Source organism: Pseudomonas cremoris (genome assembly GCF_014230465.1).
This window is the reverse complement of record NZ_JAAXCY010000002.1, coordinates 39,929-66,455: the sequence shown is the minus strand read 5'-3', so window position 1 is coordinate 66,455 and position 26,527 is coordinate 39,929. Positions and strand designations below refer to the sequence as shown.

The window sequence follows — 26,527 nt, the reverse complement described above, 5'->3', positions numbered from 1 at the left end:
AAAGCCTTTGTGACTGTCCAGTTCTATGCAGTAGGCAGCACGATTAGCGAGGATAGCGCAAAATTTGTGACTACGGCCCTCGATCCGGTCATTGGCAACACGGTTCTGAACATGCAGGAGATCAAATGTGGGAGCGGGCTTGCTCGCGAATGCGGTGTATCAGTCAACACATCCATCACTGACCCACCGCATTCGCGAGCAAGCCCGCTCCCACATTTTGATCTTCACTTGGCAATGGATCTGGCTAAACGCGAAACGCCTGCACCGCCGTATTGAGCTGGCCGCCGAGCACCAATAGGTGTTCCCCCTGGTTTCGCCCCTGGCCAATACGTAGCAGGTTGTCCTCACCCAGCCGATGAATCCGCTCGCTGTTGTCGCGAATCTCACTGACGGCGCCACTTTGCTGTGCGGTCACATCGGCAATCCGCACTGCTGTGTCGGAGATGGTCTGGATCGCACCGACGATCTCATCCAGCGCACCGTCCGCCGCCTGGGCCTGCTGGGCGGTGGCTTCGGCGTGTTCGACTTGCGCGCGCATGCCTTGCACCGATTGGTGCGCCGCGCTTTGCAGGCCGGCGATCAGCGTCTGAATTTCCGCTGTGGCACCGGCAGTGCGCTGCGCCAGCGAGCGTACCTCGTCGGCAACCACTGCAAACCCTCGTCCTGCCTCGCCTGCGCGGGCGGCTTCAATCGCCGCGTTGAGGGCCAGCAGGTTGGTCTGGTCGGCAATCGAACGAATCACCGTGAGCACGCCGCCGATGGTGGCGGATTCTTCGGCGAGCTTTTCGATCATCTGCGCATTTTGCTGAACTTCACCCACCAGTGCGTGCAGTCCGGTCAGGCTCAGGCCTATCACGCGTTGGCCTTGTTCAACCGCTTCACCCGCGCTGCGGCTGGCATCGGCGGCTTGGCTGGCATCGCCCGCTACTTGTTGGATGGTCGCCTCCAGTTCGCCGAGTGAATCGCGGATCTGCGCAGTGTCCCCAGCCTGGCGCTCGGCACCGTCGTGCAGGCCGCTGCTCAGTTCGGCCAATGCGCGGCTACTGCCGGCGACTTCCTCGGCGTTGCCGCGAATGGTCCCAACCAAGTCCACCAGGTAGGCGCGCAGGCGATTCAGGGAGGCTTCGATATCGTGCAGTTCACGGTTGGTCTTGCCCAAGGCAATCGGCTGGCTGAAGTCGCCTTCGGCCCAGGTCGACAGGGCGGGTGCCAGGTTGGTCAGCACGCGGGCCAGGCGGCGTTGCAAGGTGTCGATGAGCAGCGCGATCAGCAGGATCAGGCCGATCATCACCCCTTGCATTACCCGCACTTCGCCCTGGATCTTTCCGTGCTGGGCGCGCACCACCGGCTCCAGGCCGGCGATGGCGTGTTGCACAGCGTTGATTTTCAGGTGGGTGGCGTTGGCCAGGTCGGCGCGTTGCTGGATCTGCTCGCGGGTGCGCTTGAGTTCGGCGGGGTAGCGGGTCAGCAGGCTGTTGAGTTCGCGCTTGAGGTCGACGGCGGTGTCCTGGGTTTCAGCTTTTTCGCTGTTTTCCAGGCCCATCAGGGCGGAGAAATCATCGGCGCTGGATTCGGCGCTGGCCTTCACGCCGAGCAGCGGCAGGTGTTCCAGCAGGTCGGCCTGGCTGCGGATATTGCTGACTTCGCGTTCCACATCGTCGGCCAGTTCCGCGCGGCCGCTGCTCACCAGTTTGTCGCGGGCCAGGGACAGCTTGCCCAAGTGTTGAGAGGCGGCCAGCAGTGGCGGCAGATAACGTGCCGCATCAGCGGAATTCACGCCTAGGGCGTACTGACTCAGTTGCTCCAGGTTCGCGCCCAACTCGCGCTCGGCCTGCAACAGCAGCGCTTGCGGGTCGCCGGCCAGCTTGCCGGCGGCCAGCAGGTCGGTCTTGCTGAAGGTATCCAGGTCCACCAGGCTCGGGCGCAGGTTTTGCGCCAGCTCGGCGGGCAGATCGTCCAAGTGTTGCAGCAGGCTTTCCAGGCTCTGGCTGGCACTGCTCAAACGCAGGGCGTCGCCGCTGGCCAGGTAATCGTCGATGTTACGCGCGGCTTGGTTCTGGAAGGACTGGGACAGGCCCAGGTAACGCTCCATCAGCAGATACGGCCGTTCCAGCGCTTGTTGCGACCACCAGAGCGTCGCCCCAAGTGCCAGGCACACGGCCACCAGAAGAAGGGTGTTGAGATTGGTCAGCAGCTTCAGGCGCATGCGTGGTTTCAACCGACAGCAAAAGATAAGTGCCTGAAGTTATTGCGTTTCCGTTACAGAGTTATGACGGAATCAGTGGATTCCGGTGAAAAGGTGGCACTTTGCTTTGACGTGCGTGCGGCTTGTACGCGGTTGCGTCCGGCATCCTTGGCGCGGTACAGCGCCTCGTCGGCTTGGGCGGCCATCATCAGGCTGTCGGAACCGTCGCACAGCTCTACCAACCCAGCGCTGAAGGTGCACCACAAATCCTGAGGCTGCGCGGGGTAGTGAATCTCGGCAAAGCGCCCGCGAATTTCATCCAGCACTTTGCAGGCTGCGTCCAGGTCCGTGTCGGGCATCACGATGGCGAACTCTTCACCGCCGTAGCGCCCGATATAGTCGGTCTTGCGCAAGCGTTGCTTGAGGAACAGCGCGAGGCTCTTGATCACGCGATCGCCCATGGGGTGGCCGTGGCTGTCATTGACCCGCTTGAAATGGTCGATGTCGAGCATGGCAAAGCTCAATGGCTTTTTCTCGCGGCGTGCGCGGAAGCTGCAGTCTTCGAGCAATTGCAGGATATGGGTGTGGTTGTACAGCCCGGTCAGGCTGTCGCGCACCATCCGTGCCTTGAGGTGGCGCGCACGGGCGGCACGGTTGCGCACGGTGGTGATCAGGTGACGTGGCTTGATCGGCTTGGTGAGGAAGTCGTCGCCGCCTTCGCTCATGGCGTCCAGTTGCTTGTCCAGGTCGTCTTCGGCTGACAGGTAGATGATGGGCACACTGACGTAGCGGTCGTTATGGCGAATCACCTTGGCCAGTTCGGTACCGGTGCAGGCCGGCATGTACATGTCGAGAATGATCAGGTCGGGCTGGAAATCCGCCAGCTCGGCCATGGCCTGGATCGGTTCGATCAAGGTACGTGTGACGATGCCGGCGCTGTTGAGCAGCCGCTCGGTGTGCAGCGCCTGGGCGCGCGAGTCGTCGATGATCAGCACTTTGTAGGGGTCGTACTGGGCGACGCAGGTCAGTACTTCGATTTTTTCCAGCAGGCTGGAAGCTTCCAACGTACCGGTCAGAAATTCCTGACCCCCGGCGCGCACGGCGGCCAGACGGGTCGGAGTATCGGTTTCATGCAGGCTGAAAAACAGCAGCGGTAGCCTTTGCTCCAGGCCTTCCTGGGCTTGCGCTGCAAGCTTGAGGCCCAGGCCAGCGCCGCAGAAGTCCACATCCATGACAATTGCTGACGGTAGCCGCTCAGCCATGGAAGCCTGAAACGCCTGAACACTGTCGAGGGATTGGGCGCTCATGCCAAAAAATTCCAGCTGCTTGGCCAGGCGTTCGGCGCGATCGTGATCGGCCAGCATCACGTAGATCGGCTTGCGCATAGGCGGCAGGAAGGTTTGCTCAAGCTGGTCGCCCTGGCGCAGGCCGGTGCGGGACAGGCGTTGCATCAAGCGATTGAGTTCGGTGATCAGGTGGCTGCTGAGGCGCCCGCGGTTTTCGTCCACCGCTTTGAGCGATTCACCGATATTGCGTGCCAACTGGCCATGTTCCGGTTGTTCGAAGCGCTCGGCAAAGCGCAGCAGGCGCAAGTTGGCTTCGCTGAGTTCGGCGAGGTCGGTGTTGGACCATTCACTGCGTTGCAGGCGCTGCCAGATCTCAAGAATTTGACGTGCCTGATGAATTACCCGCTGGGCAAAATGGTGCTTGAGGCGCTCACGGCTGGGGTCTTCTGGCTCGGTCATATCCTGACTACTAGTTAGGGTGCATGCTGAGGTCGAACTGATGGCTCTATGCTAGCACCTCTTTTCCAAAGGATGAGTGTCGTACGTCAATAAACTGCGTGTCAGCCTAATTCAGTTAGTGACTGGCTGGTCGAACTGCGTAAAAAACCTGCATCCTTTATAGTCGAACGCCAACGCTGGCCCGTTTCGTTATAAAAGCCCCGCACCTGTGGGCACGATGGGGTAGGGTTGTGGTCGGAGTGTTTGAACGCACCCGGACAATTGATGTGCATGAACTCAAGTGATTGAAAGGATATCGCCATGCTGGACTGGAAAAACCGTGCAGGCAGTGCCAAAGGCCCCGCCCCTGAGCCCAAGTCGGCCAACCGTGGCTACTTTCGCAACCTGCTGATGAGCAAAGCCTTGCTCAGCGTGTTGGGTTTGTACCTGTTGGTCACCGGTGCCCTGGGTTGGTACTGGAGCGAAGAACCGGCGCTGTTTCCGGTCCAGCAAAATGCGCAGATTGCTGCCGAGAAAGACGGCAAGCAAATGGTGGTGGGCTTTACCACCGTCGAAACCCTCAAGACCGTGGTCGGCACCTTGCTGAACAAGCCGGGTGGCTACATTTCCAACGACCGTTTCCCGCCGGGCCTGTGGATGGACAACATGCCGAGCTGGGAGTACGGCGTGCTGGTACAGGTGCGAGACTTGACCCGTGCCCTGCGTAAAGACTTCGCACGTTCGCAGTCGCAGTCGGCCGAAGACGCCGATCTGGCCAAGGCCGAGCCGCGTTTCAACTTCGATAATAAAAGCTGGGTGTTGCCGTCCAGCGAATCGGAGTATCAGGAAGGCATCAATTCCCTGAGCCGCTATGAAGCGCGCCTGTCTGATCCGAACCAGAAAGGCGCGCTGTTCTATGCCCGCGCCGACAACCTGAACAACTGGCTGGGCGACGTCGCCACCCGTTTGGGTTCGCTGTCGCAACGCCTATCGGCCAGCGTGGGCCGGGTGAAGCTGAACACCGCGCTGAAAACCGAAGCCCTGGCGCCGGGTGAAGTGCCGCAGGTCGATGAAGAAGTGGTGGAAACCCCATGGATGCAGATCGACAACGTGTTCTACGAAGCCCGTGGCCAGGCGTGGGCCTTGTCCCACCTGTTGCGCGCCATTGAAGTCGACTTCGCCGATGTACTGGCGAAAAAGAACGCGACCGTCAGCGTGCGCCAGATCATTCGTGAGCTGGAAGCATCGCAGGAACCGGTATGGAGTCCTATGATTCTTAACGGCAGTGGCTTCGGCGTACTGGCGAACCATTCGCTGGTGATGGCCAACTATATTTCCCGGGCAAACGCTGCAGTGATCGACTTGCGTCAGCTCCTCAACCAGGGTTGATGATGGACGCTACTCAAAAAGAGGCCGCACACCGTGCGGCCTCCGATGCTGAACTGATCTGCTGGGTAGACGAACAGGACAACCTGCTCGGCGCCCTGGTCCGGTCGGACTTGCGCCAGCGCGGCTTGATCGGCCGCTGCACCTTTATCTTCCTGTTCAACTCGGCCGGCGAGCTGTGCGTGCATCGGCGCACCCTGAGCAAAGCCATGTACCCCGGTTTTTGGGACACGGCGGCGGGAGGCATGGTGGCGGCGGGGGAGAGTTATGCCGATTCGGCAGCCCGTGAGCTGGAAGAGGAGCTGGGGGTTGGCGGGGTGGAGCTGGTCGAACATGACCACTTCTACTTTGAGGATGGCGACAGCCGGCTCTGGTGTACGTCCTACTCGGCCGTGTGGGACGGCGCCCTGCATTTACAGCCCGAAGAAGTCATGGAAGCGCGCTTTTTGCCCATCGAAAGCGTTCTGCAAGAAGCGGAGCAAAAGCCTTACTGCCCCGACGCCCAAGAGGGCTTGCGCCGCTATCTGGCCTCGCGTCGCTAAAGTTGCATAAATTGGCGCCATTTGGCCCTTAGCAAGTCGGCTTTTTGCCGTTACACTGCGCGACTTTTCACCCGAGCCGTCCTGCTATGGAGCAGGCCGGTCCGGTAGCGCTGCCCCTGCCTGAGTGGGGCTTCGCGGTCGGTGTTCCCCTTCGCGGGTGCCGATCAGTCTTTGTCCTCCCAAGAGGATTGCCGGTGGCCAAAAAAGCCGCATCCTTCGCCGCCCTTGGTGGCCTGGTATTTTCCACCGACGCAGGTCGACACTGCCCGGACTGTCGTCAGCCCGTGGATTCGTGTACCTGCAAACAGACCCTGATCCCTGAAGGCGACGGTATTGCCCGCGTGCGACGCGAGAGCAAAGGCCGTGGCGGCAAGACGGTGACCACCATCACCGGCGTGCCGTTGGCCGAAGATGCCCTGAAGGAGCTGGCCACCACGCTGAAAAAACGTTGTGGCACCGGTGGCGCGTTGAAAGACGGCGTCATCGAGATCCAGGGCGATCACGTCGAGTTGCTGTTGGCCGAGCTGATCAAGCTCGGGTACAAGGCCAAGAAGTCCGGCGGCTGAAAGCCTCTTCCCGACCTGTGTCTAAACTCTGTCCTGCGCGTGGGGTCCTACCTTGCACGCAGGCAAATCGTCATTTTCATTCTTTAGACTGCGCCAGCCTCTGATAGGGGGCGGTGCCTTCGACTTCATTTATAGGGGACTTCGATGTCCGTACGACGCACACGCAAAGACGATGGCAGCCAATGGACAGTTGCGGACAGCCGCAGTGTTTACGGGATTCGCCATTGGGGGGCCGGGTATTTCGCGATCAATGATGCCGGTCGCGTTGAAGTCCGTCCGAACGGCCCGAACAGCACGCCCGTTGATTTGTACGAGCAAGTCGACGAACTGCGCAAAAGCGGTCTGTCGCTGCCATTGCTGGTGCGCTTCCCCGATATCCTGCAAGACCGTGTACGCCAGCTGACCGGCGCGTTCGATGCGAACATCGAACGCCTGGAATACCAGAGCAAGTACACCGCGCTGTACCCGATCAAGGTGAACCAGCAGGAAGCGGTGATCGAGAACATCATCGCCACCCAGAACGTGTCCATCGGCCTCGAAGCCGGTTCCAAGCCCGAGCTGCTGGCCGTGCTGGCGCTGGCACCGAAGGGCGGCACCATCGTCTGCAACGGTTACAAGGACCGTGAGTTCATCCGCCTGGCGCTGATGGGCCAGAAGCTGGGCCATAACGTGTTCATCGTGATCGAGAAAGAATCCGAAGTCGGCCTGGTGATCGAAGAGGCTGCCAGCCTCAAGGTCAAGCCGCAGGTCGGGCTGCGCGTGCGTTTGTCGTCGCTGGCGTCGAGCAAGTGGGCGGACACCGGTGGCGAGAAGTCCAAGTTCGGTTTGTCGGCGGCGCAACTGCTGTCGGTGGTCGAGCGCTTCCGCGCTGCGGGCCTGGACCAGGGCATTCGCCTGCTGCACTTCCACATGGGCTCGCAGATCGCCAACCTGGCCGACTACCAGCACGGTTTCAAGGAAGCCATTCGTTACTACGGCGAACTGCGCAACCTCGGCTTGCCGGTGGACCACATCGACGTCGGTGGCGGCCTGGGCGTGGACTACGACGGTACTCACTCGCGTAACGCCAGCTCCATCAACTACGACATGGACGACTACGCCGGCGTGGTGGTGGGCATGCTCAAGGAATTCTGCGACGCGCAGAGCCTGCCGCACCCGCACATCTTCTCCGAAAGTGGCCGTTCGCTGACCGCCCACCACGCCATGCTGGTGGTGCAAGTCACCGACGTCGAGAAGCACAACGACGACGTGCCGTTGATCGAGAACAAGGAAGCCCTGCCGGAAACCGTGCAATGGCTGGTGGACCTGCTGGGCCCGACCGACATCGAGATGGTTACCGAAACCTACTGGCGCGCCACCCACTACATGAGTGACGTGGCCACCCAATACGCCGATGGCAAGCTGACCCTGGCGGAAAAAGCCCTGGCCGAGCAATGCTACTTCGCGGTGTGCCGTCGCCTGCACAACTCGTTGAAAGCCCGCCAGCGTTCGCACCGCCAAGTGCTGGACGAACTCAACGACAAGCTGGCCGACAAGTACATCTGCAACTTCTCGGTTTTCCAGAGCCTGCCCGACACCTGGGCCATCGGCCAGGTCTTGCCGATCCTGCCGCTGCACCGCCTGGATGAAGAGCCGTTGCGTCGTGCGGTATTGCAGGATCTGACCTGCGACTCCGACGGCAAGATCAAGCAGTACGTCGACGAGCAGTCCATCGAGACCAGCTTGCCGGTGCACGCCTTGAACGAAGGCGAAGACTACTTGCTGGGTATCTTCCTGGTGGGTGCCTACCAGGAAATCCTCGGCGACATGCATAACCTGTTCGGTGACACCGACTCGGTGAACATTTACCAGCGTGAAGACGGTTCGGTGTACAGCGCCGGTATCGAGACCCACGACACCATCGAAGACATGCTGCGCTATGTGCACTTGTCGCCGGAGGAGTTGATGACTCACTACCGTGACAAGTGCGCGAGCGCGAAGATCAGTGCGTCGGAGCGTACCCAGTTCCTGGATGCATTGCGCCTGGGCCTGACGCGGTCTTCGTACCTGTCCTCATAACCTGAGCTGACGGTAATCCAATGTGGGAGCGAGCAAGCCCGCTCCCACATTTGGATCTCCATCTTGGTAGTACCTTCTGTGTGGGGGCTGAGAGATGTCGAGCAAACTCTTACAAGCATTCACCCTGGCAATCGCCGCACTCCTTGCGGCCTGCTCCCCCATCAAAGTGCTCAACGCACTCACCCCCTCCAGCACCTTCACCAAAACCTCGGCCATCGCTTACGGCGATGATCCTCGCCAGAAACTCGATATCTACCGCCCTGTACCGGCTATCTCCAATGCGCCCGTGGTGGTGTTTTTCTACGGTGGCAGTTGGAACTCAGGCTCCAAGGATGATTACGGTTTTGTTGGCGAAGCCCTCGCCTCTCGCGGCATCGTGGTGGTGATCGCCGACTACCGGCTTTACCCGCAGGTGCGATACCCCGCTTTTCTCCAGGACGGCGCCCAGGCGGTGGCCTGGACACATCAACATATCGCCGACTACGGCGCAGACCCTAAACAGCTTTATGTGATGGGCCACAGCTCCGGGGCCTACAACGCCTCGATGTTGGCATTGGATGGGCGTTGGCTGAATGCGGTGGGCTTGTCGCCGTCGATATTCAAAGGCTGGATCGGCCTGGCCGGGCCGTATGATTTCCTGCCGATTGAAAACCGCGATGTTCGGCCGGTGTTTTTCTATCCGGATTCGCCGCCCGAGTCCCAGCCAATCAATCACGTCAGCGCCGGTGCACCGCCCACGCTGTTGATCGCCTCGACGGATGACGATCTGGTCAACCCGACGCGCAATACCGGTGGCTTGGCGAATAAGTTGCGGGCAGCCGGTGTACCGGTTGAGGTGTTCTACTTCAGCAAAACCAGCCATGCGACGCTGGTGGCCTCGATCTCCAGGCCGCTACGCTGGCTGGCGCCGGTCTTGGATCGGGTGACTGGGTTTATCCAAGCCACTGGTTCTGCCGATTCAAGCGCCAGGCAATCGCCCACAGAGTAAGGCTGCGCAGGGCCATGAACAGCAGGAAGGTTATCCACAGGCCGTGGTTGCCCACGCTTTGCAGCGCCCAGGCGAATGGCAGTGTAAGCAGTACCGTCAGCAGCATGCCGTTACGCATTTCCCGCGCGCGGGTGGCGCCGATGAACAGGCCGTCCAGCAGGTAACTCCACACCGCAATCAACGGCAGCACAGCCAGATAGGGCAGGTAGATATCAGCGGTTTCGCGCACGCTGGGGATATCGGTTTGCATGGCGATAAACAGGTGCCCGCCAACGGTGAACAGCAAGGCAAAACCGACGCTGGCGATCAGTGACCAACCGCCGGCCACCACCAGTGAACGGCGCAGGGCTTGGCGGTCATGGGCGCCGATGGCGTGGCCACACAGGGCCTCGACGGCGTGGGCTAAACCGTCCAGGGCGTGGGCGGTCAGCAGCAGGCCGTTGAGCAACAGCGCATTGGCCGCCACGGTGGCATCACCCAGGCGTGCGCCTTGCACGGTGATCATGAAGAACACCGATTGCAGCGCCAGGCTGCGGATAAAAATGTCGCGGTTCACTGCCAGCAATGGGCGCCAGCTCTGCCATCGTTTCAATGCAGCCCAGGCGATATGCCCGGGGTAGGCGCGCAGGGCTTTTTGCGTGAGCGCAAGACCGAGCAGGGCGCCGGTCCATTCAGCCACGACGGACGCCCGCGCCGAACCCACCACACCCCAATCCAGGCCGAGTACAAACCACAGGTTCAGGGCGATGTTGACCAGGTTGGTGGTCAACAGAATCGCCAGCGGTGCGCGGGCGTTTTGCGTGCCGAGGAACCAGCCCACCAGCGCGTAACTTGCCAGGGCCGCAGGCAGGCCGAACAGGCGGGTGTGGAAAAAATCCTGAGTCAGTTGATTGAGTTCGGGGGAGGGCTGCATCCATTCCAGGGCCAGATGGCTCAGCGGAATGCCCACGGTACCCAGCAACATCGCCAGCCCCAGCGCCAACAGCAGACCTTGCAGCAGAATTTGCCGCAGTGCGGCGCCGTCATTACGCCCGGCAGCTTGTGCGGCGAACCCGGTGGAGCCCATGCGCAGGAAACCCATGGCCCAGGCCAGAAATGTGTACAAGCTGGCGCCGACAGCGACGGCACCCAACTGATGGGCATGAGGCAGGTGGCCGATGACCATGCTGTCGACCAAGGCCACTAAGGGCACCGAGATATTCGACAGGATCATCGGCGCAGCCAGGGCCCAGACGTTGCGGTGGGTGGGGCGGTGACGCCAGTCGGAGAGTAGGGTGGACATGCAGGCTCCTCGGGGGAGCGGCATTGTAACCGTCCCTTCAGAACACCGCAGAGCCAATGTGTTTGTAGGATTCGGCTCGGCTTGAGAACCAATCCACCCTCCGTCGGTCAATGTGACCAGCACCCCATCGGCCCCACCCAGGCTGATATATAGTTCACCCCTCGGCCCCCTCTCACTACGAGTGCCCCATGCTTAACAAAGGATTGTTCCTGGCCTGCGCGCTGGCCCTGCTGAGCGCCTGCGATTCTTCCGATAAACCGGCTGCCCCGACTGCCCCAGCGGCGACGGTTGCGCCCAAGCCTGCGAAAGCGGCGGTGGATGTGGCGGCGGTGAAGCAGCGTTATGCCGGGCGTGAGTTGAGTGTGGTGGATGTGTCCGAAGTGCAACTCGACGGGGCCAGTACCTTGTCGGTGAGTTTTTCCATTCCGTTGGACCCCGATCAGAAGTTTGCCGACAAGCTCCACTTGGTGGACAGCAAGTCGGGCAAGGTCGATGGCGCCTGGGAACTCTCCGACAACCTTATGGAATTGCGCCTGCGCCACCTGGAGCCGCAGCGCAAGCTGGTGCTGACGGTCGACGCTGGCGTGAAGGCTGTCAATGGCAACGCACTCGCCGCCGAGTACATCGCCCGCCTGGAAACCCGTGATCTGCAAGCCACCGTCGGCTTCGCCAGCCGTGGCACCTTGCTGCCGACGCGCCTGGCCGAAGGCCTGCCGGTGATCGCGCTAAACGTCGACAAGATCGACGTCGAGTTCTTCCGCATCAAGCCCGACTCCCTGCCGTCGTTCCTGGCGCGGTGGGGGCGCACTACCAGCCTGCAAAGTTATGAGTCCCGCGAACTGCTGCCCATGGCGGATCTGGTCTACGGTGGCCGTTTCGATTTGAACCCGGCGCGCAACACCCGCGAGACCCTGTTGCTGCCTATCGCCGGCCTCAAGCAATTGCAGCAGCCAGGCGTGTACCTGGCAGTGATGCGCGCCTCTGGCACCTACAACTACTCACAACCGGCCACGTTGTTCACCTTGAGTGATATCGGCCTGTCGGTGCACCGCTATGCCCATCGCCTGGATGTCTTCACCCAGGCACTGGAAGGCGGCAAGGCGCTGGATGGCGTTGACCTTGAAGTGCTTGATGCCAATGGCCGAGTGGTCGGCCAAGGCAAGACCGAAAAGGGCGGCCATGCCGAGTTGCCGTTGCCGAAGAACGCCCAGGTGCTGCTGGCCAAGCAAGGTGATCAGACCAGCATGCTGCGCCTGGACAGTGCCGCATTGGACCTGGCGGAGTTCGATATCGGTGGTCAACCGTCCCATCCCTTGCAGTTCTTTGTGTTCGGCCCGCGTGACCTGTATCGCCCTGGCGAAACCGTGCTGCTTAATGCACTGCTGCGGGACAAGGATGGCAACGCCGTCAAACCGCAACCGGTGAGCGTCGAAGTGCGTCGCCCGGATGAACAGGTGAGTCGCAAGTTTGTGTGGGAGGCCGACGCCTCCGGTCTCTATCAGTATCCGCTGCAACTGGCCGGCGAAGCGCCGACCGGGCGCTGGCAGTTGGTGTTCAACCTGGGTGACGGCAAGCCGCAATTGTATGAGTTCCTCGTCGAAGACTTCCTGCCCGAGCGGCTCGCATTGGAGCTCAAGGGCAGCGATACGCCGCTGAGCCCGGCGGATAACCCGGTGATTCAGGTCAACGGTCGCTACCTCTACGGCGCACCGGCGTCTGGCAACCGGGTCAGCGGTCAAGTCTACGTGCGGCCGTTGCGCGAGGCGGTCAAGTCACTGCCGGGTTATCAGTTCGGCTCTGTCACGGAAGAAGAACTGAGCCAGGATTTTGAACTGGACGAAAGCGTCCTCGACGCCAAGGGCCAGGAAGCTCTGACCCTGGAAAGCAAATGGGCCGACGCCAAGTCGCCCCTGCAACTGATCGTGCAGGCCAGCCTGCAAGAGTCGGGCGGGCGACCGATCACTCGCCGTTTGGTGCAACCGATCTGGCCGGCCAAACAACTGCCGGGCTTGCGTGGCTTGTTTGACGGCAAGGAAACCAATGGCGATGGCCCGGCGGAATTCGACGTGTTGCTGGCCAACCAGGATGGGCAGAAACTCGCCGCACAAAACCTCAAGGTGCGCCTGGTGCGCGAGCGTCGTGACTACTACTGGAACTACTCCGAGAGCGATGGCTGGAGCTACCACTTCAACGAAAAATTCCTCAACCTCGATGAGCAGACCCTGAACATCAAGGCTGGCGACACCGCCAAGGTCAGCTTCCAGGTGGAGTGGGGCCCGTACCGTGTCGAGGTTGAAGACCCGCAGACCGGGTTGGTCAGCAGCCTGCGCTTCTGGGCTGGCTACCAGGCCCAGGACAACACCGAAGGCGGCGCCGTGCGCCCCGACCAGGTCAAGCTGGCGCTGGACAAACCGGCGTATGGCGATGGCGATACTGCCAACGTCACCGTCACCCCACCCGCTGCCGGCAAAGGCTACCTGCTGGTGGAGTCCGCCGAAGGCCCGTTGTGGTGGCAGGAAATCGATGTGCCGGCAGAGGGCAAGACCTTCGCCGTGAAGCTCGACCCGAAATGGTCGCGTCATGATTTGTACCTGAGTGCCCTGGTGATTCGTCCCGGTGAGCGCAAAGCCAATATCACGCCCAAACGTGCGGTCGGCCTGCTTCATCTGCCGCTGGATCGCACCCAGCGCAAACTTGGGCTGACCCTCACCGCGCCCGAGAAGATGCGCCCCAAACAACCACTGACGGTGAAGATCGCCGCCAAGAATGCCGATGGCAGCGTGCCGAAGCAGGTGCATGTGCTGGTGGCGGCGGTGGACGTGGGCATCCTCAATATCACCGAATACCCGACGCCCGACCCGTACTCCAGCCTGTTTGGCCGTAAGGCCTACGGTGTGGACCAGTTCGACGTCTACGGCCAGTTGATCGAAGCTGGGCAGGGCCGTTTGGCCAGCCTGGCGTTTGGTGGCGATGCGGCGCTGGCCAAGGGCGGCAAACGCCCGGACACCAGCGTGACCATCGTCGCCCTGCAAAGCGCGCCGGTGACCTTGAATGAGCAAGGCGAGGGCGAAGTCAGCGTCAACATTCCCGATTTCAACGGCGAACTGCGCTTGATGGCCCAGGCCTGGAGCGATGATCGCTACGGCATGGCCGAAGCCAAGACGGTGATTGCTGCACCGTTGATTGCCGAACTGTCGGCACCGCGCTTCCTTGCTGGTGGCGACCAGACCACGTTGGCGCTGGACCTGTCCAACCTGTCGGGCAAAGCGCAGAAACTGGAGGTGCAACTGAGCGCCGAAGGGCAATTGGAGTTGATCAACAGTGATGCGCAGACCGTCGAACTGAAACAAGGCCAGCGCACCACGCTGCGTATCCCGGTGAAAGCCTGGGGCGGCTTGGGGCAGGGTAAGGTCAGGGTCACGGTGAATGGCCTGGACCTGCCGGGCGAGAACCTGCCACCGTTCAGCCGTGAGTGGACCCTGGGCGTGCGCCCAGCGTATCCGGCATTGCTCAAGCATTACCGCGCGGTGCTCAAGGATCAGCCGTGGAACCTGCCGCCGGGCGCGCTGGATCAATTCGACGCCTCGGGACGTGAGGCATTGCTGAGCCTGTCGAGCCGGCCACCGTTGAACCTTGGTGCGCAGATCAGTGCGCTCAAGGCTTACCCTTACGGTTGCCTGGAACAGACGGCCAGCGGCTTGTATCCGTCGCTGTATGCCGACGACGCGTTGCTCAAGCGCCTGTCGATCAAGGGTGAGTCGGATGCCGAGCGCAAGCGCAAGATCGAAATTGGCATAGAGCGCCTGCTGGGCATGCAGCGCTACAACGGCAGCTTTGGCTTGTGGGGCGCCGATGGCGAAGAGGAATATTGGCTAACGGCTTACGTCACTGACTTCCTGCTGCGCGCCCGCGACCAGGGTTTTGCCGTGCCGCCTGAGGCCCTGAAAAAGGCCAGCGAGCGCCTGCTGCGCTATGTGCAGGAGCGCAACCTGATCGAGGTCGATTACAGCGACAACGCCGACCACACCCGCTTTGCCGTGCAGGCCTACGCCGGCATGGTATTGGCGCGCAGCCAGCAAGCGCCGCTGGGCGCGTTGCGCAGCCTGTTCGAACGACGCACCGAAGCACGCTCCGGTTTGCCGTTGGTGCAGTTGGCGATCGCGCTGCAAAAGATGGGCGATCAACCGCGTGCGGATCAGGCGTTGCAGGCCGGTCTGGCGACGCAGCGTAACGCCAATGAATGGCTGGCCGACTACGGCAGTCCATTACGCGATCAGGCGATGATCCTGGCCTTGCTGGAAGAGAACGACCTGGCCAAGGGCAAGCGCGAGGAGCGTTTGTTCACGCTGTCGGACCAGTTGGCGGCCAGTCCGTACCTGTCGACCCAGGAGCGTAACTCGCTGTTCCTGGCCGGGCGCTTGGGGTTCGCCAAGCCTGAGGCGGACTGGAAAGTACTGCTCGATGGCAGCGGCGGCGTGCATGAACTGAACAACCAGCAGTCGACCCTGGATCTGGAGGGCAAGCTGCTGTCTGGCAACTTGAGCCTGACCAATCAAAGCGAGACGCCGGTGTATCAGCAACTGACCGTTTCGGGTTATCCACAAGTGCCGCCGACGGCGGGTGGGGATAACTTGAGCATCCGCCGCGACTACCTGGGCATGAACGGCCAGCCGCTGAACCTGCGTAGCCTCAACAGCGGCGACCTGGTGCTGGTGCACCTGGCGGTGAGCGCCAAGCAGCGTGTGCCGGATGCGTTGGTGGTCGACCTGTTGCCGGCCGGCCTGGAACTGGAGAACCAGAACCTGGCCCAAAGCGCGGCCAGCCTGGAAAACGCCAGCAGTCAGGTGAAGGAATGGCGCGAATCGATGCAGAACGCTTCGCTCAAGCACCAGGAGTTCCGGGATGATCGTTACGTGGCGGCGCTGAACCTGGATGGGTACGGCACCACGCACTTGCTGTACCTGGCGCGTGCGGTGACACCGGGCACGTACCGTGTGCCGCCGCCGCAGGTGGAGTCGATGTATCGGCCGAACTGGCAGGCGGTGGGCGAGACTCCGGCGGACCTGGTGATCAAGGGGCGCTGATCGTTCAGTTTGAAATGGAAGCCAAATGTGGGAGCGGGCTTGCTCGCGAAGGCGCAGTGTCAGTCAGCACATCTGATACTGATACACCGCCTTCGCGAGCAAGCCCGCTCCCACGGGGAACTGAGGGTGTCTGGGGGATCAGTGCACCACCCAGCTCAGCAGCCAAAGACCCAACATCAACCAGATAACCCCGATGATGATCGACGCCCGCATAAAGGCGCGCACCGCCGAATACAGGAATAGCAGGCCAACAATCAGGGTAATGATGCTGATGATCGAAGTGTCCATGCCCAACGTACGCGACAGGCCTTCGACAAAATTGCCGCCGGCATGGGTCAAGGCACCGAACAACCCGCTGAGCCCGTCGACGATAAAACGGATGATGGAACCAAGCGCCTGGCCCAACCATTCGAAAAAGCTTTCTACCTGCATATGTGTGTCCTGATGAGAAGGTGGGCGTATCTGTGCCTTTGGTTGTTATTGCGACAGGCTAGTTCCCTACAAGCATAGAGGTTTGCCCGTTTGAGTTTGCGATTAATCAAGAGTGATGGATGTACTCGGTCTAATGTGGGAGCGGGCTTGCTCGCGAAAGCGGTGGGTCAGTGACATCGCCATTGGCAGAGACACCGCATTCGCGAGCAAGTCGAATCGTCGCACCGCCGCTCCCACATTTATTGCGTTGGGCCTTGGCAAGTGGGGTGTTGGTGCTTGCGCTGCTGTGGCTCGCCGACCGCATCTGGCCGTTACCCTTGCCTCAAGACGACCTGGCCCGCGTCGTCCTCGCCGAGGATGGCACCCCATTGTGGCGTTTCGCCGATGCCAACGGCGTGTGGCGCTACCCGGTACAAACCAACGAAGTCTCGCCCTATTACCTCGACGCACTACTCACCTACGAAGACCGCTGGTTCTATCAGCACCCCGGCGTAAACCCGTTGGCGCTGGTACGTGCGACCTGGCAGAACCTGACCGGCGCACGAGTGGTGTCCGGCGGCAGTACCTTGTCGATGCAGGTGGCCCGCCTGCTGGACCCGCATTCGCGCACCTTCCACGGCAAGTTGCGTCAGTTGTGGCGTACTGCGCAGTTGGAATGGCACTTGTCCAAGGAGCAAATCCTCAACCTGTACCTGAACCGCGCGCCTTTTGGCGGTACCTTGCAGGGCGTTGCCGCGGCCAGTTGGGCCTACCTGGGCAAGTCCCCGGCCCAGCTGACCCATGCCGAAGCCGCCTTGCTCGCGGTATTACCCCAAGCGCCGAGCCGCCTGCGCCCTGACCGCCACCCGCAACGTGCCCAGGAAGCCCGCGACAAAGTGCTGCGCCGCCTCGCCGAATTCAAGGTGTGGCCGCAAGCTGCTGTCGATGAAGCCCTGGAGGAACCGCTGCTGCTCGCCCCGCGCCTGGAACCGAGCCTGGCCCCTTTGCTTGCCCGGCGTCTGAACCGTCCCGACAGCCCGCCGCTGATCCGCACCACCTTGGATGCCACCCTACAGCGCCGTCTTGAAGACCTGCTGCTGGGTTGGCGCGCGCGCCTGCCGGAGCACACCTCTGCCGCTATTTTGGTGGTGGAAGAAGAAACCATGGCCGTGCGCGCCTACCTCGGGTCTGTGGACATCAACGATGCCAAGCGTTTTGGCCATGTGGACATGGTCAGCGCGCTGCGTTCTCCGGGTTCCACCTTGAAACCCTTCCTCTATGGCATGGCCCTGGACGATGGGTTGATCCACTCCGAATCCCTGCTACAGGACGTACCCCGGCGGTATGGCGATTACCGGCCGGGCAATTTCTCCATGGGCTTTACCGGTGCGGTGCCGGCGAGTACGGCGCTGTCCAGTTCCCTGAACCTGCCGGCGGTGCAACTGCTGGAAGCCTACGGGCCCAAACGTTTTGCCGCGCAGATGCGTATCGGCGGCGTGCCATTGGCATTGCCTGCATTGGCCGAGCCCAACCTGGCGTTGATCCTGGGTGGTGCGGGCAGCCGCCTGGAAGACTTGGTAAGCGGCTACAGCGCCTTCGCGCGCGACGGCAAGAGTGCGACGATTCGCTTGCAGCCGGACGACGAACTCAGGGAGCGCCCGATGTTGTCGCCAGGTGGCGCCTGGATTGTGCGGCGGATCCTCAGTGGCCAGGCGCGGCCCGACCGTGACCCGCGTGCGGAGCTGGTACAGCGCCCAGTGCTGGCGTGGAAAACCGGCACCAGCTATGGCTTTCGCGATGCCTGGGCGATTGGCGTGGGGCCGCGGTACTTGATTGGCGTGTGGATAGGCCGACCGGACGGCACACCGGTGCCGGGGCAATTCGGCCTCGCCTCGGCGGCACCCTTGATGCTGCAAGTGCACGATGTGCTGACCAACCGCGACAGCCAGCGCGGCATCAGCGCACCCGTCAAACCGGCTCCCGCGAATGTCGGCGTGGCGGCGATCTGTTGGCCGCTGGGCCAGCCCATGAGCCGCACCGATCCCAATTGCCGTCGCCAACGCTTTGCCTGGACGCTGGATAACACTACGCCACCGACGTTGCAGGCGTTGGATCAACCGTTGAGCGTGGGGTTGATGGAGAGCGTGTGGGTCAACGCCAAGGGGCTGCGAGTCGATGCCCATTGCCCGGGCGCAGCGCTCAAAAACATCGCCCTGTGGCCTGCGCCGCTGGAACCGTGGTTGCCCAGGGTCGAACGTCGCGAAGCACGCATTCCGGCCGCTGATCCCGATTGCCCGCCGCCAGCGCTGGCGGCGTCCTCGCCACTGTCGATTGTCGGCGTGCGTGAGGGCGATCAACTGCGGTTGCCGGCGGGTAGCCAGCAAGCCCTGCGCCTGAAACTGTCTGCGCTCGGCGGCAGCGGTCGGCGTTGGTGGTTTCTCAATGGCGCGCCGCTGGGGGACAGTGCCAGCCAGGACTTTATCAATGCCAGTTTCGAGCAGTTGGGTCGGTATCAGTTGAGTGTGCTCGATGAAGCGGGGCAAACCGCCAGGCTTGAGTTCAGCGTCGTTGATTGAATCGCCTTCGCGAGCAAGCCCGCTCCCACATTTGGATTTGTGAATACCCTCAAATGTGGGAGCGGGCTTGCTCGCGAAGGCGTCCTCAAGAACACCCGGAGATTCACTTGCCTTCAAGCCAGATCCCCCCGAAGCTATACACCTTCAGGAGCCCCCGCATGAACCTCGAACACCTCACCGAACGCCTGCACCGCATCCGCGATACCAACGACTGGAAGCAGTTCCACAGCCCAAAAAACCTGGCCATGGCCGCCAGCGTGGAAATGTCCGAGTTGGTGGAGATCTTCCAATGGCTCACCGAAGACCAATCCCGTCAGTTGCCCGCCGACAAACTCGCCCATGCCGGGCAGGAAGTGGGCGATATCGTGTTGTACCTGCTGTTGTTGTGCAGTGAGTTGGGCCTGGACATGAACGAGGTGGTGCGCGCCAAGTTGGCCGACAGCGAGCGGCGGTTTGCCCATGAGTGATCGTCATTTCGACCAGTTGGCCACGCGTTTTGCCGAAAAAATCTATGGCGGGGCCAAGGGTGCGATTCGCCTGGCGGTGCTGCAGGCCGACCTGACCGAGGCGCTGCCGAAGCGCCCATTGCGCGTGTTGGATATCGGGGCGGGGTTGGGCCATATGTCGTTGTGGCTGGCCGAGCAAGGCCATCAAGTCACCCTGGCCGAGCCCGCCGAACCGATGCTTGAAGGTGCACGCCAACGTTTCGCCGACGCTGGGCAAACGGCGACCTTTATTCATGCGCCGTGGCAGGACCTGCTTGGCCAACTCACCGAGCCGTACGACCTGGTGTTATGCCACGCCGTGCTGGAGTGGCTGGCCGAGCCCCATGCGATCCTGCCCGTGTTGCACCAGCTCACGGTGCCCGGTGGCTGGCTGTCCCTGGCGTTCTACAACCGGGATGCGTTGATCTACCGTAATTTGCTCAAAGGCCACTTCCGTAAAATGCGCAAGAACGACATGGCTGGCGAGAAACAGAGCCTCACGCCGCAGCAACCCCTCGACCCACGGGAATTGGCGGCGCAACTCGAAGGCCTTTGGCAGGTCGAAAGCCAAAGTGGTGTGCGGGTGTTCCACGACTACATGCCGGTGGAATTCCAGGCCCGCGCAAATGTGCAGGATCTTTTGGAGATGGAACTCGCTCACCGTCGTCACCCAAGCTTTGCCGGACTTGGGCGTTATTTGCACTGGATCTGCCGTCCGGTTTAAGCGGCCCAGTCTGCGGAGGTCGAAATGCGTCGTCTCTGTTTGATCCTGTTGTCTCTCGGTTTGGGGGCGTGCTCCAGCCCCAATCCCTATGTGGCCGCCTCGGCGCCAATCCCACCCGCGCCTGTTCAGGCGGCTAACACCTTCGATGCCAGCGCTTATCCTGCGCCGGTGCGCGATTACGGTGCCTACCGCAATTGGGCCTGGCGCAACGGTCAACTGCCTGCAGGTTCGGCATGGGCCGATTCGGCGCAAATTGCCGAAGCCGTCAGCGGCGCCCTCGACCAGCGCGGCCTGCGCCCATTGCATGACAACCGTCCACCGGACTTGTTGGTGAGCGCCGATGTGCGCCTGGAGAAGCGTCTCAAGCAAGTCCAGGATGACTACGGCTACGGTTATGGCGGCTACAACCGGTATGGCAACGGCTATGGCATGTACAACTCGGTACCGGTGGTGCGCACCTATGAAGTCACGGTGGCGGTGGTGCGCGTCAACCTGTTCGACGCGCGCAGTGGCCAGCCGGTATGGAGCACCAGTGCCGAAACTGCCAGCCAAGGCAGCCTCAGTCAACGCGCTGATGCCTTGCGCCAGGCCGTGCAAAAGGCCATGACCGCCTATCCGCCCAGTTAACAGCTATTCTCATCCCTAGCGCCGTTCGCTCTTTGGAGAAAAACCATGTTTCGTCGTATCGCGACCCTCGCTTTTTTAGTGCTGCTGGGCGGTTGCCAGACCAGCCAGGTCAATCACGATTTTGATGCCAGCCGAGATTTCGGCGCTTACCGCAGCTGGGCCTGGAAAGACCCGGCGCTGCAGTACCGCCCGGATGATCCGCGCATCAAGAGTGACCTCACCGAACAACGCATCCGCCAGGCGGTGGGCGAACAGCTCGACCAGCGTGGCCTGCGCCCGGCAGCGGCGGGCACCAAGGCTGACTTGAACGTGCAGGCCTACCTGATCGTCGAGGACCGCCAGCAACAAGTCACCACCAACTACGGCGGCGCCTGGGGTGGCCCGTGGAATGGCTACTGGGGCGGGCCGATGTACAACGAAACGCGCAACATCACCTACAAAGTCGCGACCATCCAGATCGACCTGCTCGACGGCAAGGACGGCAAGCTGGTGTGGCGTGGCAGTGACGAGCAGATGATGAGCAGCACGCCGAACCCGCAGGATCGCAGTAATGCCATTCGCACCACGGTAAGCCGAATCCTCTCTACCTACCCGCCTCATTAAAAAACACCACACCCCCCCTGTGGGAGCGGGCAAGCCCGCTCCCACAGGGGGTTCTCCGTCAGTCGTTAATGTGGCGACTGGCCAGCGCACTGACCAAGCCTTGTCTACACTCCAACTCATCTACGGAGAGTAAGCGCTAAAGGAGTGCTCGATGTCTCCCCGACTTCGTTCCAGGCAGCGTGGTGCGATTGGCCTGATGGCGGCGGGAACCATGGCGGTGGCCTTGGTGTTCATGTTGCTGGCCGTTGATAGCGGGCGCCTGTACCTCGAAAAGCGCAAAGTCCAGGCCATCGCCGACACCGCGGCCCTCGAAGCTGCGGGCTTGGGTGGGCAGTGTGGTTCCAATACCACCGCCAATGCGTATGCCGTGCAGAATGCCGCTCGCAATGGCTTCACTATCGTCGCCGGCGGCAGCCGTGCTCTGGTCGTGACCTGCGGCACCCTTGTGACGAATGCCAGCAACCTGCGGGTTTTCACGCCCGACGCCACCAAGAACGATGCGATCCGTGTCGTGGCCTCGAGTGCGGTGGCCACCAGTATCGCCAACGGCATCTGGAATCTGTTCAATGGCGTGCCACTCGCCACGCAGACCACCTTGAGTGCAACGGCTGTGGCTGCACAGGCCCCGCCGGTGGCGCAGTTGACCATTCGTAATAACCTGTTGTCGTTGGATACCAGCCAGTCCCCAGCATTGAATGCAGTGTTCGCCAACCTGCTGGGTGGTGGCCTCTCGATATCGGCAGCCGGCTGGCAAGGCATATTGGGCACCAACGTCAATTTGCTCAGCTACCTGGATCAGTTGGCGATCCAGTTGAAAGTGACCGCAGGCGACTACACCACCTTATTGACCACTGCTGCGTCAGCGACGGACTTGGTCCAGGCGGCGGTGACGTTGTTGCAAAAGGGCGGCACGGGAGTGTTGGCAAACGTCAACGACATACTGGCGATTGCGGCTATCGCGCCCAATACCAAGGTGCTGACGGTGGGTAATCTGTTGAACGTGGCGACGGGTACGCCGATGGCTGCCCTGAACTCCACGGTGCAGTTGTTTGACCTATTGCAGGCGGTGGCGCAGTTGTCCAACAGCAAGAGTGCGGTTAGTGCGGCTGTTCAAGTGGGCCTTCCAGGGCTTGCCAGCCTCTCGATCCAGACCAAGGTGATCGAGCCGCCGCAATTGTCGGCAATCGGCAACCCCGCCCTGGCGAAGGCCGGGCTGGCAAACAATCCACCCACCAATCAGATTTCTGTAAGGACGGCGCAAGTCAGGACCCTGGTTGTTCTCCAGGCGCCGATACTCAAGGCTGTGTCGGGCGTCGGTTCGATATTGACCGGACTTGCCACACCGGTGTCGCAGGTGGTCAGTGGACTGCTGAGCTTGAATATTCCCGCGGTGGTCGGGGGAATCCTGTGCCTCGTGGGGTGCAACGTCACTGACGTGGATATCACTCAATCGTTGTCCATTTACATAGAGGCCGCCAGTGCCGAAAGCCATGTAACGGATTTCAGTTGCGCCACGCCGGCCACCAAGTCGTTGACGGTGTCGGCCACCACTTCACTCGCTACTTTGGGCGTTGGCTATGTTGATCCGGTTGCCGCCTTTTCTTCATCTGCCCCGGTGACGGTGCAACCCATCAGGCTGGTCGATTTTGGTGAGCGGTATTGCCTTGTGGCTGGGTTGCTGTGCAGTGCAACCCGAACAGCGGGCGTCGGCGGCGGTTTGAACTTGAGAGCCTTGTCCACCGTGGCGGCGCAAACCAGCACATTGCTCTATTCGCCAGTGAACGAAATGAATGCACTGCCGACCTACAAAAGCCCACCCGCCACCGTGGATATCATTAACAGTCTAGGGGCAACCTTGAACGGCCTGCAGGTCACCTACGTGCCACCCAGTGGCAGTGTGTCCAATAGCGCGCTGGCTAGCGTCGCAGGTCTTTTGACAACGGTGACCAATTCAGTGGTGACGCTGATAAAAACTGTGCTGGCACCGGTCCTCGACCCCATCGTCAACACGCTTCTTTCAGCACTGGGCATCCGCCTGGGCAACGCCGAAGTTGGCGCCAACCTCACCTGCCACATGGGCCGCGCCTACCTGGTGATCTAGCTGCCTACGACGGGCAGCTCTACACAAAACTGCGCGCCGTCCTTGCCATTGCTGACACTCAGGCGTCCGCCCATGTTTTCCACAATGCCGTAGCTCACCGACAACCCCAGCCCGGTGCCCACGCCAATCGGCTTGGTGGTGAAGAACGGCTCGAATATTCGCTCCAGCAAGCGCGGGTCGATGCCGCCACCGTTGTCCTCGACCCAGATGCGTACGTGGCGGCTGTCGTGTTCGGTGTGGACGGCGATCCACGGGCGTAAATCCGGTTGTTTTTCCCGTTGGCTGAGCAGCGCGTCGCGGGCGTTGACCATCAGGTTGATCAGCACTTGTTCCAACTGGTCGGCGTAACCGATGACCTGCACCGAAAAGTCCGCCGGCGTCAGGCGCACCTCCACGCCTTTACCCTTTAGGCCCTCGCTGAGCAGCGACAACGTGCCTTCCACTGCCTGGGCCGGATCGAAGGGGTGTCGTTCGATTTCCGAGCGGCGGCCAAATACGCGCATATGGTCCACCACCCGTGCGGCGCGCTGGACCTGCGCATCAATGCGTTGGAGCTTTTCGGTGAGGTAGTCGATCTGCGCATCACCGTTGCTCAGGCGCTTGAGCACATTGACGATGGCCATGCGCATCACGTTCAGCGGTTGGTTGATCTCATGGGCGAGGCCGGTGGCCATTTCGCCGAGGGTGGCCATCTTGGCGCTTTGGGTCAGTTGCTGCTGGGAACGACGCACTTCGGTGTTGTCGCGGCCCACGGCTTGCACTTCCACCAACGCGCCGTGTTCGTCGAACACGCCGCGATCTGACCACACCCACCAGGCATGTTCTCGACCGGGCAGTTGCAGGCTGATTTCGGCAGTGCTGACGGGAAACTCCACGCTCAGTTGGCTGATGCGCTGTACAAAGGCCTGGCGTTGTTCGTCCGACAGCCAGTGGCCCAGGTTCAGGCCGGGAAGTTGGGCGGGCAGGCACTCCAGGTAATTGGCCAGCGGCGTGTTGCCAAAGGTCAGTGTGAGGTCGGGTTGGTAGCGGCAGATCATCGCCGGCGAGTCCTCTACCAGGATGCGGTAGCGCTCTTCGCTCTGCTTGACCTGCTCGGCGGCCAGGGTTGCGTCGGTGACGTCCAGCCACAGTCCCACGGCTTCCACTGGCAAACCGAGGTCGTCACGCAGCAATTTGGCTTCGTCCAGCAACCAATGGTAATTGCCTTGTTTGTCGCGCACGCGGTAGCGGCTGCGCACGCTGCCTTCGCGCAGCAGTTGGCGGGTGCGTTCAAAATAGAGGTCGCGGTCGTCGGGGTGGATCAGTGAGGCCAGGCCGGCGTGGTCGCAATCGGCCAGGGTCCAGCCCAATAACGGCAGCAGGCTGTCGCTGAAGAATGCCGGGTGCAGGGCGCCGCTGACGTAGCGCTGCACATAGATAACCGCCGGAGAGCTGGCGATCAGGTTATCCAGGCGGGCATGGGCGGCGGCGGCTTGCAGTTGCTGGTTCTTGATGTCGCTGATGTCGAGCATGAAGCCGATCCAACGGCGGCTGTCGCCAACGCCCAGTACCTGGCCTTGCACGCGGTACCAGATGGGGTTGTGGTCGGCGTCGCTGCGTTGCAGACGCACGCTGGTCAGCAAGGGTTTGCCCAGGGCTTGAAGGTCTTGCAGGCGGCTGTTGAGTTCCTGGCGGTCGGCGGGGTGGATCAACTCCAGCCAAAGGCTCAGCGGTTGGCGGGTTGCACCGTCGTCCTGGCTCAAGCTGCGCTGCAGTTGCGGTGCGAGCTGGATTTCCTGGGTAGCCGGCAGCAGCTCCCACCACCCTGTGCCGAGCAGGCCCTGCAAGGCCTCCACCCGTTCCAGTTGCTGATGGTGGCGTTGCTCGCGCAGGCGGCCCAGCAGCGGAGCGGCAAGGGCGGCGGTGAGGTTAAGCCAGTCGCGCTCACTGGTCTGTGATTGCGTGCTGTAGACGCCGCATAGCAGCCAGGCCGCGATGCCTTGGCCGTCGCGGTAGGGCACCAAAAAACCGTCGGCATTGCCGAACACGCTTTGCAGGCGCGGGTTGTCGCTGCGACCTTGGGCGAGGCTCAGTGGTACGTTTCCATTGACGCTGTCCAGACCTGTCCCCAGGCGTTGGCCGGCTTGCCACAAGGCCGGAGCGTCGTGGGCGGTGTATTGCCCGTAGATCCGCCAACCCTGGTCATCCTCGTCGAGCAACGCCATGGCCACACAGGGGATGCGCCAGCGTTGGGCCAGGCTGGCGAGATGTTCGTTGAGAACGTCTGGCAGGCGACTGAGGGTGCAAACGCGCAGTTGTTCGCTCATCTGGCTGGACAGCTGATGGTTCTGCTCGCGGTGCCCCGCCAATTGCCGACCCGCCAGCAGGTCGCTGACATCCACCAGGCGCAGGGTCCAGTGGTCGCCGTCGGGCTCGACCCAGCCACGGGTGTGCAGCACCTGATCAGCAGCGCCACGAAAGTCCAGGTCCAGGCCTTGGCGCTGCCAGTCGGCGGGTGACCCTTCGACGCTCAGGGCGCTGCTGGCGCACAGCAATTCACGCAATAAAGGCCGGGCGTCACCCCCTAGGTGCGAGGCAAGTTGCGAGCGCAGGGTACCGTTGATAGTCACGACCCGGCCCAGATGATCCAGTTGTAGTTGCAGGCCAGTGAGGTTCGCCACGGGCGTATCGGCGGGCATGGCGCTGGTGCGACCCAGCAAACGTCCGAAGAGGTTGTCCCCAGCGGTCAAAATTGAACACTCGAACGGGCGGCGAGGTTGGTTGGCAGGTTCGGTACGGTGCCTACACCGGGAATCACCAGCGCCGGAAACACCGAGTACAGGTTGCTGGAGGGGTAGGTGATGGCCACGGTCAACGTGGTGCCAACGTAGGTCGCGGTGATGAAGTCCGGAGAAAACTGGAAGCTGGTGGGGATCCAACTCAACTGAGTGATTGCCGTGTTTTTCGCCCGCGCAGTGAGTTGTGTAGGGTACGCGGTGCCCGCGGTAACCGGGTCGACCGACATGGCCTGACGCACGGCCTCCGCCGCTGCCTGGTTGAACGACTGCATCAGCAGCAGCGGCAGGCTATAGCTGACGAGGCCATAGAACACGGCAAAAAAAATCCCGAAGACCAGGGCGAATTCAATCGCCGCAGCACCTTTCTGCTTTCTAGGGAGGCCTGTTTTCATGACTACGTCTACCCTG

General features: G+C 61.7%; 18 protein-coding genes. 12 read left to right on the top strand and 6 right to left on the bottom strand.

Going from position 1 to position 26,527, the window contains the following annotated elements; translation table 11 throughout:
- Nucleotides 1-244: 244 nt before the first annotated feature.
- Entirely contained in the window at nt 245-1,288 is a 1,044-nt protein-coding gene (locus HF257_RS33505) for a methyl-accepting chemotaxis protein (protein WP_408635608.1), read from the bottom strand.
- 971 nt (nt 1,289-2,259) lie between these two features.
- Nucleotides 2,260-3,930 (bottom strand): diguanylate cyclase, encoded by a 1,671-nt coding sequence (locus HF257_RS03890; RefSeq protein ID WP_185705248.1) that lies wholly within the window; start codon nt 3,928-3,930, stop codon nt 2,260-2,262.
- 390 nt (nt 3,931-4,320) lie between these two features.
- On the opposite strand from HF257_RS03890, the gene HF257_RS03885 reads away from it, so the two are divergent.
- From HF257_RS03885 to HF257_RS03865, 5 genes are all read left to right on the top strand, one after another.
- On the top strand, nt 4,321-5,298 hold the full coding sequence (locus HF257_RS03885; protein ID WP_376750077.1) for a DUF2333 family protein: 978 nt from the start codon (nt 4,321-4,323) through the stop codon (nt 5,296-5,298).
- A 2-nt stretch (nt 5,299-5,300) separates the two neighbouring features.
- Nucleotides 5,301-5,837 (top strand): NUDIX hydrolase, encoded by a 537-nt coding sequence (locus HF257_RS03880; protein WP_185705252.1) that lies wholly within the window; start codon nt 5,301-5,303, stop codon nt 5,835-5,837.
- Between the two features lie 194 nt (nt 5,838-6,031).
- The gene (locus HF257_RS03875; protein ID WP_005784408.1) at nt 6,032-6,403 is read left to right on the top strand and encodes a translation initiation factor Sui1; all 372 of its coding nucleotides are present in this window, start codon (nt 6,032-6,034) and stop codon (nt 6,401-6,403) included.
- Between the two features lie 144 nt (nt 6,404-6,547).
- On the top strand, nt 6,548-8,461 hold the full coding sequence (gene speA / locus HF257_RS03870; RefSeq protein ID WP_185705254.1) for an arginine decarboxylase: 1,914 nt from the start codon (nt 6,548-6,550) through the stop codon (nt 8,459-8,461).
- 94 nt (nt 8,462-8,555) lie between these two features.
- Complete coding sequence (locus HF257_RS03865; RefSeq protein ID WP_185705256.1) at nt 8,556-9,449, top strand: alpha/beta hydrolase; 894 nt, start codon at nt 8,556-8,558, stop codon at nt 9,447-9,449.
- Here the strand turns inward: HF257_RS03865 and HF257_RS03860 are convergent.
- Entirely contained in the window at nt 9,394-10,731 is a 1,338-nt protein-coding gene (locus tag HF257_RS03860) for an MATE family efflux transporter (protein ID WP_185705258.1), read from the bottom strand. The two genes, HF257_RS03865 and HF257_RS03860, sit on opposite strands and share 56 nt — an antisense overlap.
- Before the next feature lie 188 nt (nt 10,732-10,919).
- On the opposite strand from HF257_RS03860, the gene HF257_RS03855 reads away from it, so the two are divergent.
- Nucleotides 10,920-15,815, top strand: a complete 4,896-nt coding sequence (locus tag HF257_RS03855; RefSeq protein WP_185705260.1) for an alpha-2-macroglobulin family protein — start codon at nt 10,920-10,922, stop codon at nt 15,813-15,815.
- Nucleotides 15,816-15,953: 138 nt separating this feature from the next.
- Here HF257_RS03855 and HF257_RS03850 read toward each other — a convergent pair whose 3' ends face one another.
- On the bottom strand, nt 15,954-16,247 hold the full coding sequence (locus tag HF257_RS03850; protein WP_185705262.1) for a hypothetical protein: 294 nt from the start codon (nt 16,245-16,247) through the stop codon (nt 15,954-15,956).
- Between the two features lie 242 nt (nt 16,248-16,489).
- Between HF257_RS03850 and pbpC the strand changes: the two genes are divergently transcribed.
- The 6 genes from pbpC to HF257_RS03820 all read left to right on the top strand — a co-directional run bounded on the left by pbpC (nt 16,490) and on the right by HF257_RS03820 (nt 23,342).
- The gene (gene pbpC, locus HF257_RS03845) at nt 16,490-18,802 is read left to right on the top strand and encodes a peptidoglycan glycosyltransferase PbpC (protein WP_185705385.1); all 2,313 of its coding nucleotides are present in this window, start codon (nt 16,490-16,492) and stop codon (nt 18,800-18,802) included.
- A gap of 158 nt (nt 18,803-18,960) precedes the next feature.
- Nucleotides 18,961-19,269, top strand: coding sequence for a MazG-like family protein (locus tag HF257_RS03840; RefSeq protein ID WP_071486172.1), 309 nt, complete (start codon nt 18,961-18,963; stop codon nt 19,267-19,269).
- Nucleotides 19,262-20,011: a methyltransferase gene (locus tag HF257_RS03835; RefSeq protein WP_185705264.1), complete on the top strand. Its 750-nt coding sequence runs from the start codon at nt 19,262-19,264 to the stop codon at nt 20,009-20,011. The genes HF257_RS03840 and HF257_RS03835 overlap by 8 nt, the downstream gene beginning before the upstream one ends.
- A 24-nt stretch (nt 20,012-20,035) precedes the next feature.
- On the top strand, nt 20,036-20,638 hold the full coding sequence (locus HF257_RS03830) for a DUF4136 domain-containing protein (protein ID WP_185705266.1): 603 nt from the start codon (nt 20,036-20,038) through the stop codon (nt 20,636-20,638).
- Nucleotides 20,639-20,683: 45 nt separating this feature from the next.
- Nucleotides 20,684-21,241 carry a DUF4136 domain-containing protein gene (locus HF257_RS03825; RefSeq protein WP_185705269.1) on the top strand — a complete coding sequence of 186 codons (558 nt, stop codon included), beginning with the start codon at nt 20,684-20,686 and terminating at the stop codon, nt 21,239-21,241.
- 151 nt (nt 21,242-21,392) lie between these two features.
- Complete coding sequence (locus HF257_RS03820) at nt 21,393-23,342, top strand: pilus assembly protein TadG-related protein (RefSeq protein WP_185712020.1); 1,950 nt, start codon at nt 21,393-21,395, stop codon at nt 23,340-23,342.
- On the opposite strand, the gene HF257_RS03815 is transcribed toward HF257_RS03820, so the two are convergent.
- On the bottom strand, nt 23,339-26,071 hold the full coding sequence (locus HF257_RS03815; protein ID WP_185705271.1) for a PAS domain-containing sensor histidine kinase: 2,733 nt from the start codon (nt 26,069-26,071) through the stop codon (nt 23,339-23,341). The genes HF257_RS03820 and HF257_RS03815 overlap by 4 nt on opposite strands.
- On the bottom strand, nt 26,068-26,511 hold the full coding sequence (locus HF257_RS03810; RefSeq protein WP_185705274.1) for a TadE/TadG family type IV pilus assembly protein: 444 nt from the start codon (nt 26,509-26,511) through the stop codon (nt 26,068-26,070). The genes HF257_RS03815 and HF257_RS03810 overlap by 4 nt, the downstream gene beginning before the upstream one ends.
- Between the last annotated feature and the right edge of the window lie 16 nt (nt 26,512-26,527).

Excerpts from the sequence above, each read along its gene's own strand:
- HF257_RS03835 (WP_185705264.1), top strand. The coding sequence starts at position 19,262 with ATGAGTGATCGTCATTTCGACCAGTTGGCCACGCGTTTTGCCGAAAAA.
- HF257_RS03840 (WP_071486172.1), top strand. The coding sequence starts at position 18,961 with ATGAACCTCGAACACCTCACCGAACGCCTGCACCGCATCCGCGATACC.
- HF257_RS03820 (WP_185712020.1), top strand. The coding sequence starts at position 21,393 with ATGTCTCCCCGACTTCGTTCCAGGCAGCGTGGTGCGATTGGCCTGATG.
- speA (WP_185705254.1), top strand. The coding sequence starts at position 6,548 with ATGTCCGTACGACGCACACGCAAAGACGATGGCAGCCAATGGACAGTT.
- HF257_RS03810 (WP_185705274.1), bottom strand. The coding sequence starts at position 26,511 with ATGAAAACAGGCCTCCCTAGAAAGCAGAAAGGTGCTGCGGCGATTGAA.
- HF257_RS03885 (WP_376750077.1), top strand. The coding sequence starts at position 4,321 with ATGAGCAAAGCCTTGCTCAGCGTGTTGGGTTTGTACCTGTTGGTCACC.
- HF257_RS03860 (WP_185705258.1), bottom strand. The coding sequence starts at position 10,731 with ATGTCCACCCTACTCTCCGACTGGCGTCACCGCCCCACCCACCGCAAC.
- HF257_RS03865 (WP_185705256.1), top strand. The coding sequence starts at position 8,556 with ATGTCGAGCAAACTCTTACAAGCATTCACCCTGGCAATCGCCGCACTC.
- HF257_RS03830 (WP_185705266.1), top strand. The coding sequence starts at position 20,036 with ATGCGTCGTCTCTGTTTGATCCTGTTGTCTCTCGGTTTGGGGGCGTGC.
- HF257_RS03850 (WP_185705262.1), bottom strand. The coding sequence starts at position 16,247 with ATGCAGGTAGAAAGCTTTTTCGAATGGTTGGGCCAGGCGCTTGGTTCC.
- HF257_RS33505 (WP_408635608.1), bottom strand. The coding sequence starts at position 1,288 with ATGATCGGCCTGATCCTGCTGATCGCGCTGCTCATCGACACCTTGCAA.
- HF257_RS03855 (WP_185705260.1), top strand. The coding sequence starts at position 10,920 with ATGCTTAACAAAGGATTGTTCCTGGCCTGCGCGCTGGCCCTGCTGAGC.
- HF257_RS03880 (WP_185705252.1), top strand. The coding sequence starts at position 5,301 with ATGGACGCTACTCAAAAAGAGGCCGCACACCGTGCGGCCTCCGATGCT.
- HF257_RS03825 (WP_185705269.1), top strand. The coding sequence starts at position 20,684 with ATGTTTCGTCGTATCGCGACCCTCGCTTTTTTAGTGCTGCTGGGCGGT.
- HF257_RS03890 (WP_185705248.1), bottom strand. The coding sequence starts at position 3,930 with ATGACCGAGCCAGAAGACCCCAGCCGTGAGCGCCTCAAGCACCATTTT.